This window comes from Aquincola tertiaricarbonis (assembly GCF_023573145.1).
In the GTDB taxonomy this organism is placed as follows: domain Bacteria; phylum Pseudomonadota; class Gammaproteobacteria; order Burkholderiales; family Burkholderiaceae_C; genus Aquincola; species Aquincola tertiaricarbonis_B.
Window position 1 is genome coordinate 2,708,705 of the sequence record NZ_CP097636.1, and the last position, 11,440, is coordinate 2,720,144.

Genomic DNA, 11,440 nt, shown 5'->3' on the forward strand with positions numbered 1-11,440 from the left:
TTTCAGATCAACGGCCGCCGCGGCACCGGCTGCTCGTAGTAGTCGGCCAGGCGGCCCAGCGCGCCCGGGTCGGGCAGGTACAGCCAGCCACCCTCCACCGCGAACAGGCCCTGTCTATACAACTTGCGCAGCGTGCGGTTGGTGTGCACCAGCGACAGGCCCACCGCATCGGCGATGTGCTGCTGGTTCACCGGCCAGGGCACCCGGCCCTGCTGGGCCAGCCCCAGCGCCACCGAGCGCTTGTACAGGTGCAGCATCAGCATCGCCACCCGCTCGGCCGCGCTGCGCCGGCCCACGGTCAGCAGGTTCTCGTCGACCATGCTCTCTTCGTGCGCGGCCAGCCAGGTCACGTCGTACGCCAGCTTGGGAAAGCGGCTGTACAGCGTCCACAAGCGGTCGGTGTCGAAGCGGCACAGCTCCACGTCGGTGAGCGCCTCCACGCCATGCGGCGACACCTCGTGGCTCTGGTCCTGCAGGCCGATCAGGTCGCCCGGCAGCACGAAGTTGAGGATCTGCCGCCGCCCGTCGGTCAGCGACTTGAAGCGGAAGGCCCAGCCCGAGTACAGCGTGCTGAGCGTGGCCGGCTGGCCCTGCCACACGATCGGCTGGCCGGCGGCCACGGTGATGTGCGCCTCCTTGAAGCTTTGGAGGAACAGCAGTTCGTCGTGCGAGATGGGCTTGAACACCGCCATCTGCCGCAACGGGCAGGCGGTGCAGGGTGGCACGGTGCGGGTGGGCGGCAGGGCAGGTGTGTTCATCAATCCGGCAGGGATGGTTGCCGCAGTATCGAGCGCAGTATCTTGTAAGTGCAGCATTGAAATCCGCCATGTCTTTTGACATGGCGCGGCCCGCGTGCCGAGGTTAGCCTGCCTGCCGTTACAAAACACGCCGAGGCGCAGTGACTGCATCCCCTTCCCAGGGTCCGTTCTACGAAGTGCTCTACACCAGCGAGCTGGAACCTTCGGTCCCGGTCGCGGCCATCGCCGACATCGTGCGCCGCTCGCGCGGCTTCAATGCGGCGCATCAGATCACCGGGCTGCTGGTGTTCGATGGCGGGCGCTTCTGCCACTACCTGGAAGGGCCGGCGGACATGGTGCATGCACTGGCCTTGCGCATCAGCGCCGACCCGCGGCACACCGGCTTCCGGCGCCTGCATGCGGCCACGCGCGTGGGCCCGCGCCGGCTGCCGGGGCACCCGATGAGCTATGGCCTGGCCTACGACGAAGCGGAGATCGACGCGGTGGCAGCGCTGACGGGCGAAGCCGCCACCCAGCGGCTGATGCAGGCGCTGCCGCGCTTGGAACTCGAACCCTGAGGCGGGGCTCTCAGCCCCATACCGGCACCGGCGCCCACGGGCATGATGCCGGGCGTTGAAACCTCTGGGAGTTTGGCCGATGCCCGTCTCGATCATTGCCTATCTGGGTGCGCTGCTCAGCATGTTGGCGCTGGACGCCGTATGGCTGGGGGTCATCATGCCCTCGGTCTACCAGGCGGCCATCGGGCATCTGCTGCTGCCCGAACCGCGCTGGGGTGCGGCCATCGTCTTCTACCTGGCCTATCCGGTGGGTATCGTCGTGTTCGCAGTGCTGCCGGCTTTCCGCGCGGCGATGCCGCGGCAGGCGTGGCTGCTGGGTGCCTTGTATGGCGCGCTGGCCTATGCCACCTACGACCTCACGAACCTGGCCACGCTGCAGGGCTGGCCGGTGCACATCGTGGTCATCGACATCGCATGGGGCGCCTTCATCAGCGCGGTGGCGGCGGCCTGCGGCCTGGCCGCGCTCCGCCGCAAGGCACCGGCGCTGGCCCCTGGCCGAGCCTGAAGGCCCGCACCGCTCTCAGGTCCGGCGACGGACCTGGCAGCGGGTTGTCACTTCGGGTCCTGGGGCTGGCCCACCGGATCGGCCGCCTCGTCCTCGGGGTTCTGGCCACGGTCGCGCAAGCGCTTCCAGGCTTCACGGGCGGCCTGGGCGCTGTGCCGGTAATCGGCATCCAGCGCGGCCAGGCGGTCGGCAGGCAGCCGCGGCCACAAGGCGCTGCGCTGGTGGGCGCGCATCTTGTCGAGGGCTTCGCGGAACTGCTGCACCAGCGCATCGCGCTGCGGGCCGCTGAGGTCCGCGGCTGCGGCACGGGCCGCCAGCCACTCGCACTGGGCCAGACCGTCGCTGTCCTGCGGTAGCAGCTCGCCCGCATCCGGCAGGGCCGGATGCAAGGCCTGCCGCACGGCCAGCGAGTAGGCATGCATCTCCATCGCCAGCTGCGCGGCCAGGGCCTGGCCCTCCGCCGAAGCGTCGGGCCGGCCCTCCACCACCGCATAGGTGTCCAGCAGGCGGCTCAGCCGGGCCTCATCGGCCGCCAGGCCGTCCAGCACCTGGGCCATGGCGGTCAGCTTCAGCTCTTGCCGAAACGGGCCTTGGCGCTGGCCACGCACTGCGACTTCGCATCACCGCTCATCGCGTCGCACTTCTCGGCCGCGGCTTCGTAGTTGGCTTCGCGCTTGTCCTCGGCGGCGTCCTTGCGGGCCTCACCGGTCTTGCGGGCGGCCTTGGCATCGGCCTTGGCGCGGGTTTCGGCGGCCTTGGCCTCCTTCACGCACACGTCCTTCTCGTTGCCGGCCTTGTCGTCGCAGCGTTCCTTGGCCACTTCATAGGCGGTCTCGGCCTTCACCATGGCCAGCTTCTCGGCATCGGCCGGCTTGCCGCTCTTGCGATACTCCAGCTCGGCCTTGGCCACCTTTTCCTTGGCTTCGGCTTCTTCTTCGCACACGTCCTTGGCGTTGCCGGCCAGCGAGTTGCAGGCGGCCTTGTCGGCCTTGTAGTCGGCGCTGATGCGCTCCTTCATGGCCTTGTATTCGGCGCTGGGCAGGTTGTCGGCGGCACGCACGCCACCACACATCGCCAGCACGCCGGCCACGAACACGGTCTTGAGCATCAGGGGCTTGTTCATTTGTCGATCTCCTTCTACGCCTGCAACAGGGTTTTGCAGTGCGATGGAGTATCTGGACGCCCCCGACCCGGGGGACAGCGGACTGCGCCTTGAGGCGCCGTAGTTCGCGTCCTACCGCAAATGACACAGTGACATGGCAAGGCGATGTCCGACATGGCATTGGGTTGCAAGCCGATGGCCGGCAAGCAGCGCCTGGGGCTCAATGGAGCCTCGTCCCGTGCACCGTCAGTGCCCTACGGTCGCGTGCTCCTGTAGGAAACATCTGACGTCAGGCCCCACGGGTGGCTGTTAAAGTTTTCTGAGCGCGCCGGGACATGGATCGTGTCGTTGAATATTGGTAGCCATCACCCACCGGCGAGAACAAAGCCTGCAGCGCCCCCCGCGGCGCGCGCAGGCACCGCCCCGACGCCGCAGCCCTCGATGGTGAACCTGAAGACCTACATCGTCGAAGACAGCCCGGTCATTCGCGAGAATCTCATCGCGACCCTGGAAGAGATGGTGCCCCTGGAAGTGGTGGGTACCGCCGAAGACGAGTCGAGTGCCGTCTTCTGGCTCAATCACCACGCGCAGCAGTGCGACCTGGTGATCATCGACATCTTCCTCAAGGGCGGTTCGGGTCTGGGCGTGCTGCGCTCCACCGTGCATGCGCGCGGTCGCTGCAAGCTGGTGGTCTTCAGCAACTACGCCACGCCGGACATGCGGCGCAAGTGCCTCGAACTGGGCGCCGACAAGGTGTTCGACAAGAGCAACGAGATCGATGCGCTCATCAACTACTGCGAGCGCCTGGCCGCTGGCGGCAGTGGCGATACCCACCACGGCGACCTGATCTGAGGCGCGCCCCGCAAGGGGCGCCCGCCCTGCGCCCTGCAGGGCTACTGGATCAGCCCGTTCTTCAGCGCGTAGTAGGTGAGGTCGCTGTTGGACGAGAGGTTCATCTTCTCCATCACGCGCGAACGGTAGGTGCTCACCGTCTTCACGCTCAGCGACATGCTGTCGGCCATGTGGCCGATGGTCTCACCCTTGGCCAGGCGCAGGAACACCTGGAACTCACGCTCGGACAGCGTCTCGTGCGGGGCCTTGTCGCCCGCGCCCGAAAGCCCATCGGCCAGCAGCTGCGCCACGCCCGAGGTGATGTACTTGCGGCCACGGTACACGGTGCGGATGGCGGTGACGATCTCCTCCGGATCGCATTCCTTGTTGAGGTAGCCGCTGGCGCCCTGCTTGAGCAAGGTGGTGGCGTAGTGCTCCTCCGGGAAGCCGCTCAGGATGAGCACCGGCAGGTCGGGCGCACGGGCCTTGATGGCCGCGAGTGCGTCGACGCCGCTCTGGTCGGGCATGGACAGGTCCATGACGAGCACGTCGACTTCACCCTTGCGCACCAGGTCCAGTGCTTCACGGCCGTTGGCGGCTTCGCCGGTGACGCGCAGGTCCACCTGCTCCGAGAAGAACTGCTTGAGACCGGAGCGCACAATGGCATGGTCATCCACGATGGCGATTCTGATCATGCTCGATACAACCCTAACGATCGTCTGATATACGAAGGCAAGTGTAGATGCAAGCCGCGGCCCTGAACATCCTGGCGCGGGTCAAGCGCAGTCCTTTCCTGTTTCCGTTGGCACTGGTGGCTGGCCTGGCCATGGTGCTGATCACCGAGACGGCCTACCTGCAGGCCACGCAGGCCCTCGACGAGACGGGCCGCATCAGCGATGCACGCGAGCACCTGCAGTCGCTGCTGCGTCGCACGGTGGATGCGGAGAGCGGGCAGAGAGGCTTCCTGCTGACCGGGCGCGAACAGTACCTTGACCCCTATCGTGCGGCACTCGACGAGATCCATGCATCGCAGCAGTTCCTGCGCGACTATTACGCCTCCATGCCCACCCAGGCCGGCACCATGGCACGCATGAACCAGGCGGTGGATGCGAAGCTCTCGGAACTGGCCACCGTGATGAGCCTCTACCGGGAAGGCAAGCACGATGCATGGCGTGAGCTGCTGCTGCTGGACATCGGAAGAGAAAAGATGGCGGAGATCCGAAACCTGTCGCAAGAACTGATGGCCGTGGAATCGAGCCGCGTGGAGTCGGGCCGTCGCGGCATCTACGACACGCTGCTGCTGCACCGCATCGGCGTGGGCGCCATGAGCGCCGTGAGCCTGCTGGCCCTGTTCATGTACCTGCGACAGACGCGCGCACTCGAAGCCGAACAGGAGCAGCGCGCACTGGCCATGGCGCGCCAGCGCGACGAACTGGAGCGTGAGGTGGTGGAGCGCACCCGCCAGCTCACCGAGCTGGCGCAGCACCTGCAGACCGCGCGCGAGGACGAGCGCAGCCGCCTGGCGCGCGAACTGCACGATGAACTGGGCGCCCTGCTCACCGCGGCCAAGCTGGACGCGGCCCGCATCAAGTCGCGGCTGGGCGGCAACTCGCCGGAAGCGGCCGAACGGCTGGCCCACCTGAGCGAGACGCTCAACAGCGGCATCGCGCTCAAGCGCCGCATCATCGAAGACCTGCGGCCTTCCACGCTCAGCAACTTCGGCCTGGTGCCGGCGCTGGAAATCCTGGCGCGCGAGTTCGGCGAGCGCAGCCAGATCGAGGTCATCAACCAGATGACGCCGGTGGCCTTGAAGCCGGCCGATGAGCTCACCGCCTACCGCCTGGTGCAGGAAGCCTTCACCAACATCGCCAAGCATGCGCAGGCCAGCCGCGTGGAGCTGACGCTGGAAGAGCAGGACGACGGCAAGGTGCAGGTGGCGGTGCGCGACAACGGCGTGGGCTTCGACACCAGCAGCCAGACGCGCTCGGCCCACGGCCTGCTGGGCATGCGCTACCGCGTGGAAGCCGCGGGTGGCCAGCTCAGCATCGTCTCGGCGCCGGGGCTGGGCACGCAGGTGTCGGCGCTGCTGCCGGTCAAGCCCGCCACCACAGCGGCCACGCCCGCCTGATGCAGCCGCTGCCACCGGCACGGGCGGGCGGCCGGCGCGCCGGCCAGAGCGCCCGCTTCGAGCAGCAGGTGCGCAGCGACCTGCTGCAGCGCCGCTGGCTGCGGGTGCATGTGTGCTGCATCGCCATGCTCACGCTGGCGGTGTGCTGGGGCCTGTCGGCCCTGCTGATGCACGCAGGCGTACAGGCCCTGGCGCTGCGCCACGCACTGGCCCTGCTGGGCGCCTATGCGGCCTATCTGGGCCTGATGCACCTGTGGGCGCGCTGGATGCTCGCGCGTGACAACCACCTCCATCCGGCCGACGCGGTGGATGCGCTCAGTGGCATCGCCGACCTGACGACGGCCAAGGCTCGCCCGTCCTGCGCCAGCGGCCTGCCGGAAGCTGGCGGCGGCGACTTCGCCGGCGCCGGTGCCAATGGCCACTGGGAAGGGGCGGCCGACGGGGTGTCCAGCGCCCGCCGCGTGGCCGGCGGCCTGGCCGATGCCGCCGACCTGGACGAGACAGCGGTGGTGGTGGTGCCGGTGGCCGTGGTGGTGGGTGCGGCCCTGCTGTTGGCCACTGCGCTGGGCTTCGCGGTCTTTGGCCTTTTCGGGATTGACATCCTGCTGGGGGTGGCCGTGGAAATCGCCTTCGCGTCAGCCGGCGGTGCACTGGCGCTGCAGGCCCGGCGCGAAGGCTGGCTGATGCACGTGGTGCGGCGCACCGCCGGGCCCATGGCCGTGGTGCTGCTGGCCACCGTGGCGGCCGGCCTGCTGATCGGTCACTGGCTGCCCGAAGCGCGCAGCCTGCCGCATGCCTGGCAGCTGATCACCGGCCGTTGAATCGCCTGTAGCGCAGCGCTGTCGGCCGACTCCTACAGCGTGCCGCCGGGTCCACCGACAGCAGGGCGGCCCGCCCTCTCATGGGCGCGGCACCAGGCGCAACTTAATCTCTCTCCATCGATCACAGGAGGGCGATGCCCCTTAAGGAGAACCTGATGTTGCACTATGCGGTTGTCTTCTTCGTCATCGCGCTCGTCGCGGCATTGTTCGGCTTTGGTGGCATCGCGGCTGGTGCCGCGGGTATCGCGAAGATCCTGTTCTTCGTGTTCGTGATCCTGGCGGTCGCCAGCTTCATCATGGGTGCCATCCGCAAGGGTTGACGCCCCGTCCTCAGCCGTTAACCTAATGCCGCACCGCGTGCAGTTTGGCGGTTGACTCCCTCCCCCATAACTGAAAGAAAGGATCCACCATGGTTTCCACCACGTCTGCAGCCCCGGCCAAGACCGCGAACGATGTCGCCGATCAGGCCGCGAAGTCTGCCGACAGCGCGATCCGCTCGACCCAACGCCTGGCCAACGAGTCGCTGGACCAGCTGTCGGACAAGATCCACGAGCTGCGCGACACCGCCGTGCCGGCGATCAACCGCCTGGCCAGCGAGGCCGAGACGCTGGCCCGCCGCGGTCTGGACACCGTGCGTGAGCGCAGCGCGCAGATCCGCGAACGTGCGGTCCGCGTGTCCGACAACACCGTCGGCTACATCAAGGACGAGCCGGTGAAGTCCATGCTCATCGCCGCTGCCACCGGCGCCGCGCTGATGGCCCTGGTCTCGCTGCTGAGCCGTTCCTCGCGCGACGACTAAGGTCTTCTGCGCCCCCACCGGGCACTGCAGCATGCTGCAGTGCCCGCCGTTTTTTGTCGCCGCCGCGCAGTTCTGGCAGGCTCCAGTTCCCCAGCCCCTGACCCGCCGCCCATGTTCCATGCCTTGTTCCGCCTGATCGCTTCGCAGCCGCAGATGCTGGCCGAGCATGCCGAAGGCTATGCCGACCTCATCGCCCAGGAAGTCCAGGCGGCCAGTGCGCGCTGGAAGCGCAGCTTGCTGCTGGGCGCCGTGGGTGGCCTCTCGGCCGCGGTGGCGGTGTTGATGCTGGGCACGGCACTGATGCTGTGGGCGGTGACGCCTGACGCCTCGATGCGCGCCGCCTGGCTGCTGTGGGTGGTGCCCGCGGTGCCGGCGGTGGTGGCGCTGGGGTGCTTCTCGGCGCTGTCCAGTCAGGCCAAGGGCCGTGGTTTTGCCACCCTGCGTGAACAGCTGGCGGCCGATGCCGCGCTGCTGCGCGAAGTGAGCGCGTCATGAACCAGCATCCTCACGACGCCGCGGCACCGCAGTCGCCTCACACCCCCACACCCGCCGAGGCCGGCCCCACGCCTGAGGAGCTGGCCGAGCAGGCCGCGGCCGAACGCGCGCTGCTGTCGCCGGCCGAACGGCTGGCGCTGTCGCGGGCGCGCATCCGCGGCTTCCTGATCGAACCCGAAGGTGGCAAGCGCCGCCGCAAGGCCACGGTGGGCGATGCATCGTCCCTGCCTGGCATCGACCTGCTGATGGCCAAGCTGCATGAGCACCCGATGGCCGCGGCCGTGATGGACGCGGTGAGCAACTGGTGGAAGAGCCACCCGGTGCATGCCTTCGGCGTCATCGCAGGCTCCACCCTGCGCGACGCAGCGGGCCCGCTGGTGCGCCGCCACCCGGTGGCCATGGTGGCTGCCGCGCTGCTCGCAGGTGCGGTGCTGGTGCGCATGCGGCCCTGGCGCCTGGTGCTCAAGTCAGCGCTGTTCGCCGGCCTGGCCTCGCAGGTGGCCTCACGCGTGATTGCTGCGGTGCCGATCGATACCGTCATCGGCACGCTGATGAAGTTTGCAGGCGGGCGACGCGAGGCGCCGAGCCCGGCGCCACCGCCGCCCTGACGACCCCGACCCCAACGCCCGTCGTTCGAAGTGCATCTCTCCCTCCTCCCTCAGCACTTCGGTCACATGGCGACGGGCTTTCCAGGCGCGCTTCGGCGCGCTTTTTTTTCGTGTGTGCTTCAAACGTAACGAAGCACGGGGTTCCGTCCTACATCGCAAAAGCCCGGCATCCGATTCGATCTGCACGGTCTGAAACCTAGAGTGCATTCATCGACAACGGAAGGACAGCGCGATGTTGAAGTGGGCCCTGATATTCGCAGTGATCTCGGTGGTGGCGGGCCTGCTCGGTTTCACCGGCGTCGCCGCCGGTGCAGCCGGCATCGCCAAGGTGCTGTTCTTCGTGTTCCTCGTGCTGTTCATCGTGGTGGTGGCGCTGGCGTTGCTGGGCATCGGCGCGGTGAAGAAGAGCCTCTGACCCACCGCACCCACACACTCGTCTCACCCCGAAGGCAAGACCCATGAAGCAAGACCGCAACTCGTCCGCCGAACCGCAACTCAAGCTCAACGAAGAAGCCATCGAGGCTGCCAAGCGCAGCTTGGATGAAGGCGCCGTGACGCCGAGCTACGGCCCCTGGCGCGACCAGATCGTCAAGCTGCTCAACGACGCACTGGCCACCGAGCTGGTGTGTGTGCTGCGCTACAAGCGCCACCACTTCACCGCGAAAGGCATGAATTCGCCGGCCATCGCCGATGAATTCCTGGTGCATGCGCAAGAAGAAACCGCGCACAGCGAGAAACTCGCCGAGCGCATCGTGCAACTGGGCGGCGAGCCTGATTTTTCGCCGGCCACGCTGCTGCAACGCAGCCACGCCGATTACGACGAGTCCAAGGACCTGAAGGCCATGGTCCGGGCCAACCTCGTGGCCGAGCGTGTTGCGGTCGAGACTTACCGCCAGATGATCGATCTCATCGGCGACAAGGACCCGACCACCCGCAGGCTGCTCGAAGACGTGCTCCGCGATGAAGAAGAGCACGCCGACGAGCTAGCCGACCTGCTGGACCAGTGACCCTGGCAGGCTGATACCCACAACCACCACACCCGACCCGTTAGAGAGAAGGAGAACTTCCATGCTGAATGCCCGTACCACCCTCGCCGCCATCGTCACCGCCGTCGCCCTGACCACCATGGGCGGCTGCGCCGTCATCCGTGACCAGCAGACCGCCGGCGCCTACGTGGATGACGCGGCCATCACCACCGCGGTGAAGGCCAAGTTCGTGGAGAGCAAGCAGGTGGACGCCGCTGCCATCAGCGTGGAAACGCTGAACGGCACGGTGCAACTGTCCGGCTTCGCCAAGAGCTCGGCCGAGAAGGCAGCTGCCGAGTCGCTGGCCGGTGGCGTGAAGAACGTCAAGGGCGTGCGCAACTCCATCGTGGTCCGCCCGTAAGCGGCATCACCTGCACTGCAGGCAGCCCACGCGGGCTGCCCGCCCGGGCCCGATGTTCCTCCCGGACATCGGGCCTTTGTTCGATCTGCGCCACCCCATGAAAGGGCGACACTCGGCCGATGGACTTCATCAAGACCTGGATCGCACGGCTGATGCAGTGGCTGCCGGTGCGCATTGCCATCGCGGCGCTCGACCGCTTCAGCGAGGCCAAGGGCCCCAGCCACGGCGGCGCGGTGGCTTTCTATGCCGCCTTCTCGATCGCACCGATGCTGGTGGTCGTCACCAGCGTGATGGTGTGGCTGCTGGGCGACCAGAACGCGCAGGCTTCGCTGCTGGACACCATGTCGCGGCTGATCGGCCCGCGCGAGACGCAGGTGCTGCAGCAGCTGCTGGAGCAGGCTTCGGGGCGGCTGTCGTCCGAGAACACGGCCTGGGGCTCCTGGCTGGCCTTGGGCACCACCCTCATCGGCGCCACCGCGGTGTTCGTCGAGATGCGGGCCGCGCTGCAATCGATGCTGAACGAAAAGCCCGTGGGCGCCGCCTGGTGGCGCCTGCTGCGTGTGCGGCTGCTGGCCGCCGGCATGGTGCTGGGCTGCGGCTTCCTGCTGTCGGTGGCGCTGCTGGTGCAAACCGCTGCGCTGGTGGCGCTGAAGTGGGTGTCGACCCGCTGGCCCCTGCTGGCCCCGCTGTTGGCGGTGGTCGAGGGGCTGTGGTCGTGGGCGGTGATCACGCTGCTGTTCGCCGCCATGATCCGCTGGCTGCCCATCACGCGGCTGCCCAAGCGTGACGCGCTGATCGGTGCCGCAGTGGCCGCCGGCCTGTTCATGCTCGGCCGCTACGCCATCAGCCTTTATGTCGCCACCACGGCCACGCAGTCCGCACTGGGCGCCGCAGGGTCCTTTGCGGCCTTGCTGGTGTGGGTGTACTGGTCGAGCCAGATCTTCCTGCTGGGCGCCGCGGTGGCGGTGGAGATCGGCGCGGTGGCGCGCGGCGAGCCCGCCGCGCCTCAGGGCCAGCGGGTGTAATGCAGCGAGGTACCGGGCTGCGTGGGCAGCGTGTACACCGCATGCGTGCGGTCCGCCTCGCCGGCAGCCTCGCCGCTGTCGGCGGCGGGCAGCTGGCTGGCACGCGCCATCTCCGCCGCGGGGTCCATGGGCTGCAGCTGGCGCTGCGCACCACGCACCACGGCATCGTCCACCACGCCGTAGAAGCCCCACAGCAAAGCCAGCGCGGCCACGCTGCCGGCCACGGCCACCCAGCCCTCGTGCCGACGGACAGGCGCCACCGGTGGCGGCGGTGCCGGCTCCAGGTCGTCGGCACTCGGCGTGCCGCCGACGTACCAACGCTGGAAGCCGTCGTCCGCGTCCTGTTGGGGGCTGGGGGTATCCATGTCACTGCTCCTCTTGGCCTGCTGCGTCAAATGATGCGGCGCGGCCTGCGGGCCCGCTGG

Annotated in this window: 18 protein-coding genes; 13 read left to right on the forward strand and 5 right to left on the reverse strand. The window is 68.0% G+C overall.

Translation table 11 applies throughout. From position 1 onward, the window contains the following. Window positions 1-2: 2 nt before the first annotated feature. Window positions 3-758 carry a Crp/Fnr family transcriptional regulator gene (locus tag MW290_RS26790; protein WP_250197407.1) on the reverse strand — a complete coding sequence of 252 codons (756 nt, stop codon included), beginning with the start codon at window positions 756-758 and terminating at the stop codon, window positions 3-5. Between the two features lie 140 nt (window positions 759-898). Between MW290_RS26790 and MW290_RS26795 the strand changes: the two genes are divergently transcribed. Continuing rightward, window positions 899-1,315: a BLUF domain-containing protein gene (locus tag MW290_RS26795; RefSeq protein WP_250197408.1), complete on the forward strand. Its 417-nt coding sequence runs from the start codon at window positions 899-901 to the stop codon at window positions 1,313-1,315. A gap of 79 nt (window positions 1,316-1,394) precedes the next feature. Next, on the forward strand, window positions 1,395-1,820 hold the full coding sequence (locus MW290_RS26800) for a DUF2177 family protein (RefSeq protein ID WP_250197409.1): 426 nt from the start codon (window positions 1,395-1,397) through the stop codon (window positions 1,818-1,820). Between the two features lie 47 nt (window positions 1,821-1,867). Here the strand turns inward: MW290_RS26800 and MW290_RS26805 are convergent, their stop codons facing one another. Beyond that, complete coding sequence (locus MW290_RS26805; RefSeq protein WP_250197410.1) at window positions 1,868-2,377, reverse strand: hypothetical protein; 510 nt, start codon at window positions 2,375-2,377, stop codon at window positions 1,868-1,870. A gap of 11 nt (window positions 2,378-2,388) precedes the next feature. After that, a complete protein-coding gene (locus tag MW290_RS26810) occupies window positions 2,389-2,943 on the reverse strand; it encodes a hypothetical protein (RefSeq protein WP_250197411.1) in 555 nt (184 codons plus the stop codon). A 420-nt stretch (window positions 2,944-3,363) separates the two neighbouring features. On the opposite strand from MW290_RS26810, the gene MW290_RS26815 reads away from it, so the two are divergent. After that, window positions 3,364-3,774 carry a response regulator gene (locus MW290_RS26815; protein ID WP_250197412.1) on the forward strand — a complete coding sequence of 137 codons (411 nt, stop codon included), beginning with the start codon at window positions 3,364-3,366 and terminating at the stop codon, window positions 3,772-3,774. Between the two features lie 41 nt (window positions 3,775-3,815). On the opposite strand, the gene MW290_RS26820 is transcribed toward MW290_RS26815, so the two are convergent. Next, window positions 3,816-4,448, reverse strand: coding sequence for a response regulator (locus tag MW290_RS26820; protein ID WP_250197413.1), 633 nt, complete (start codon window positions 4,446-4,448; stop codon window positions 3,816-3,818). Window positions 4,449-4,495: 47 nt separating this feature from the next. On the opposite strand from MW290_RS26820, the gene MW290_RS26825 reads away from it, so the two are divergent. From MW290_RS26825 to MW290_RS26870, 10 genes are all read left to right on the forward strand, one after another. Beyond that, window positions 4,496-5,881 carry a CHASE3 domain-containing protein gene (locus MW290_RS26825; RefSeq protein WP_250197414.1) on the forward strand — a complete coding sequence of 462 codons (1,386 nt, stop codon included), beginning with the start codon at window positions 4,496-4,498 and terminating at the stop codon, window positions 5,879-5,881. Continuing rightward, window positions 5,881-6,702, forward strand: a complete 822-nt coding sequence (locus MW290_RS26830) for a hypothetical protein (protein ID WP_250197415.1) — start codon at window positions 5,881-5,883, stop codon at window positions 6,700-6,702. The genes MW290_RS26825 and MW290_RS26830 overlap by 1 nt, the downstream gene beginning before the upstream one ends. Before the next feature lie 155 nt (window positions 6,703-6,857). Continuing rightward, window positions 6,858-7,022 carry a DUF1328 domain-containing protein gene (locus MW290_RS26835; protein ID WP_046115482.1) on the forward strand — a complete coding sequence of 55 codons (165 nt, stop codon included), beginning with the start codon at window positions 6,858-6,860 and terminating at the stop codon, window positions 7,020-7,022. An 89-nt stretch (window positions 7,023-7,111) separates the two neighbouring features. Beyond that, the gene (locus MW290_RS26840) at window positions 7,112-7,501 is read left to right on the forward strand and encodes a hypothetical protein (protein ID WP_250197416.1); all 390 of its coding nucleotides are present in this window, start codon (window positions 7,112-7,114) and stop codon (window positions 7,499-7,501) included. Window positions 7,502-7,612: 111 nt separating this feature from the next. Next, window positions 7,613-7,996 carry a hypothetical protein gene (locus MW290_RS26845; protein WP_250197417.1) on the forward strand — a complete coding sequence of 128 codons (384 nt, stop codon included), beginning with the start codon at window positions 7,613-7,615 and terminating at the stop codon, window positions 7,994-7,996. Continuing rightward, the gene (locus MW290_RS26850; protein WP_250197418.1) at window positions 7,993-8,604 is read left to right on the forward strand and encodes a hypothetical protein; all 612 of its coding nucleotides are present in this window, start codon (window positions 7,993-7,995) and stop codon (window positions 8,602-8,604) included. Before MW290_RS26845 ends, MW290_RS26850 begins: the two co-directional genes overlap by 4 nt. A gap of 232 nt (window positions 8,605-8,836) precedes the next feature. Continuing rightward, the gene (locus tag MW290_RS26855) at window positions 8,837-9,019 is read left to right on the forward strand and encodes a DUF1328 family protein (RefSeq protein WP_250197419.1); all 183 of its coding nucleotides are present in this window, start codon (window positions 8,837-8,839) and stop codon (window positions 9,017-9,019) included. A gap of 43 nt (window positions 9,020-9,062) precedes the next feature. Further along, complete coding sequence (locus MW290_RS26860; RefSeq protein ID WP_250197420.1) at window positions 9,063-9,611, forward strand: ferritin-like domain-containing protein; 549 nt, start codon at window positions 9,063-9,065, stop codon at window positions 9,609-9,611. Window positions 9,612-9,672: 61 nt separating this feature from the next. After that, window positions 9,673-9,990, forward strand: a complete 318-nt coding sequence (locus MW290_RS26865; RefSeq protein WP_375142860.1) for a BON domain-containing protein — start codon at window positions 9,673-9,675, stop codon at window positions 9,988-9,990. Between the two features lie 119 nt (window positions 9,991-10,109). Continuing rightward, the gene (locus MW290_RS26870; RefSeq protein ID WP_250197421.1) at window positions 10,110-11,015 is read left to right on the forward strand and encodes a YihY/virulence factor BrkB family protein; all 906 of its coding nucleotides are present in this window, start codon (window positions 10,110-10,112) and stop codon (window positions 11,013-11,015) included. On the opposite strand, the gene MW290_RS26875 is transcribed toward MW290_RS26870, so the two are convergent. Then, complete coding sequence (locus tag MW290_RS26875; RefSeq protein WP_250197422.1) at window positions 10,997-11,380, reverse strand: hypothetical protein; 384 nt, start codon at window positions 11,378-11,380, stop codon at window positions 10,997-10,999. The genes MW290_RS26870 and MW290_RS26875 overlap by 19 nt on opposite strands. Window positions 11,381-11,440 lie beyond the last annotated feature (60 nt).

Coding starts and splice junctions, on each gene's coding strand:
- MW290_RS26790 (WP_250197407.1), bottom strand. CDS start 758: ATGAACACACCTGCCCTGCCGCCCACCCGCACCGTGCCACCCTGCACC.
- MW290_RS26800 (WP_250197409.1), top strand. CDS start 1,395: ATGCCCGTCTCGATCATTGCCTATCTGGGTGCGCTGCTCAGCATGTTG.
- MW290_RS26805 (WP_250197410.1), bottom strand. CDS start 2,377: ATGGCCCAGGTGCTGGACGGCCTGGCGGCCGATGAGGCCCGGCTGAGC.
- MW290_RS26810 (WP_250197411.1), bottom strand. CDS start 2,943: ATGAACAAGCCCCTGATGCTCAAGACCGTGTTCGTGGCCGGCGTGCTG.
- MW290_RS26815 (WP_250197412.1), top strand. CDS start 3,364: ATGGTGAACCTGAAGACCTACATCGTCGAAGACAGCCCGGTCATTCGC.
- MW290_RS26820 (WP_250197413.1), bottom strand. CDS start 4,448: ATGATCAGAATCGCCATCGTGGATGACCATGCCATTGTGCGCTCCGGT.
- MW290_RS26825 (WP_250197414.1), top strand. CDS start 4,496: ATGCAAGCCGCGGCCCTGAACATCCTGGCGCGGGTCAAGCGCAGTCCT.
- MW290_RS26830 (WP_250197415.1), top strand. CDS start 5,881: ATGCAGCCGCTGCCACCGGCACGGGCGGGCGGCCGGCGCGCCGGCCAG.
- MW290_RS26835 (WP_046115482.1), top strand. CDS start 6,858: ATGTTGCACTATGCGGTTGTCTTCTTCGTCATCGCGCTCGTCGCGGCA.
- MW290_RS26840 (WP_250197416.1), top strand. CDS start 7,112: ATGGTTTCCACCACGTCTGCAGCCCCGGCCAAGACCGCGAACGATGTC.
- MW290_RS26845 (WP_250197417.1), top strand. CDS start 7,613: ATGTTCCATGCCTTGTTCCGCCTGATCGCTTCGCAGCCGCAGATGCTG.
- MW290_RS26850 (WP_250197418.1), top strand. CDS start 7,993: ATGAACCAGCATCCTCACGACGCCGCGGCACCGCAGTCGCCTCACACC.
- MW290_RS26855 (WP_250197419.1), top strand. CDS start 8,837: ATGTTGAAGTGGGCCCTGATATTCGCAGTGATCTCGGTGGTGGCGGGC.
- MW290_RS26860 (WP_250197420.1), top strand. CDS start 9,063: ATGAAGCAAGACCGCAACTCGTCCGCCGAACCGCAACTCAAGCTCAAC.
- MW290_RS26865 (WP_375142860.1), top strand. CDS start 9,673: ATGCTGAATGCCCGTACCACCCTCGCCGCCATCGTCACCGCCGTCGCC.
- MW290_RS26870 (WP_250197421.1), top strand. CDS start 10,110: ATGGACTTCATCAAGACCTGGATCGCACGGCTGATGCAGTGGCTGCCG.
- MW290_RS26875 (WP_250197422.1), bottom strand. CDS start 11,380: ATGGATACCCCCAGCCCCCAACAGGACGCGGACGACGGCTTCCAGCGT.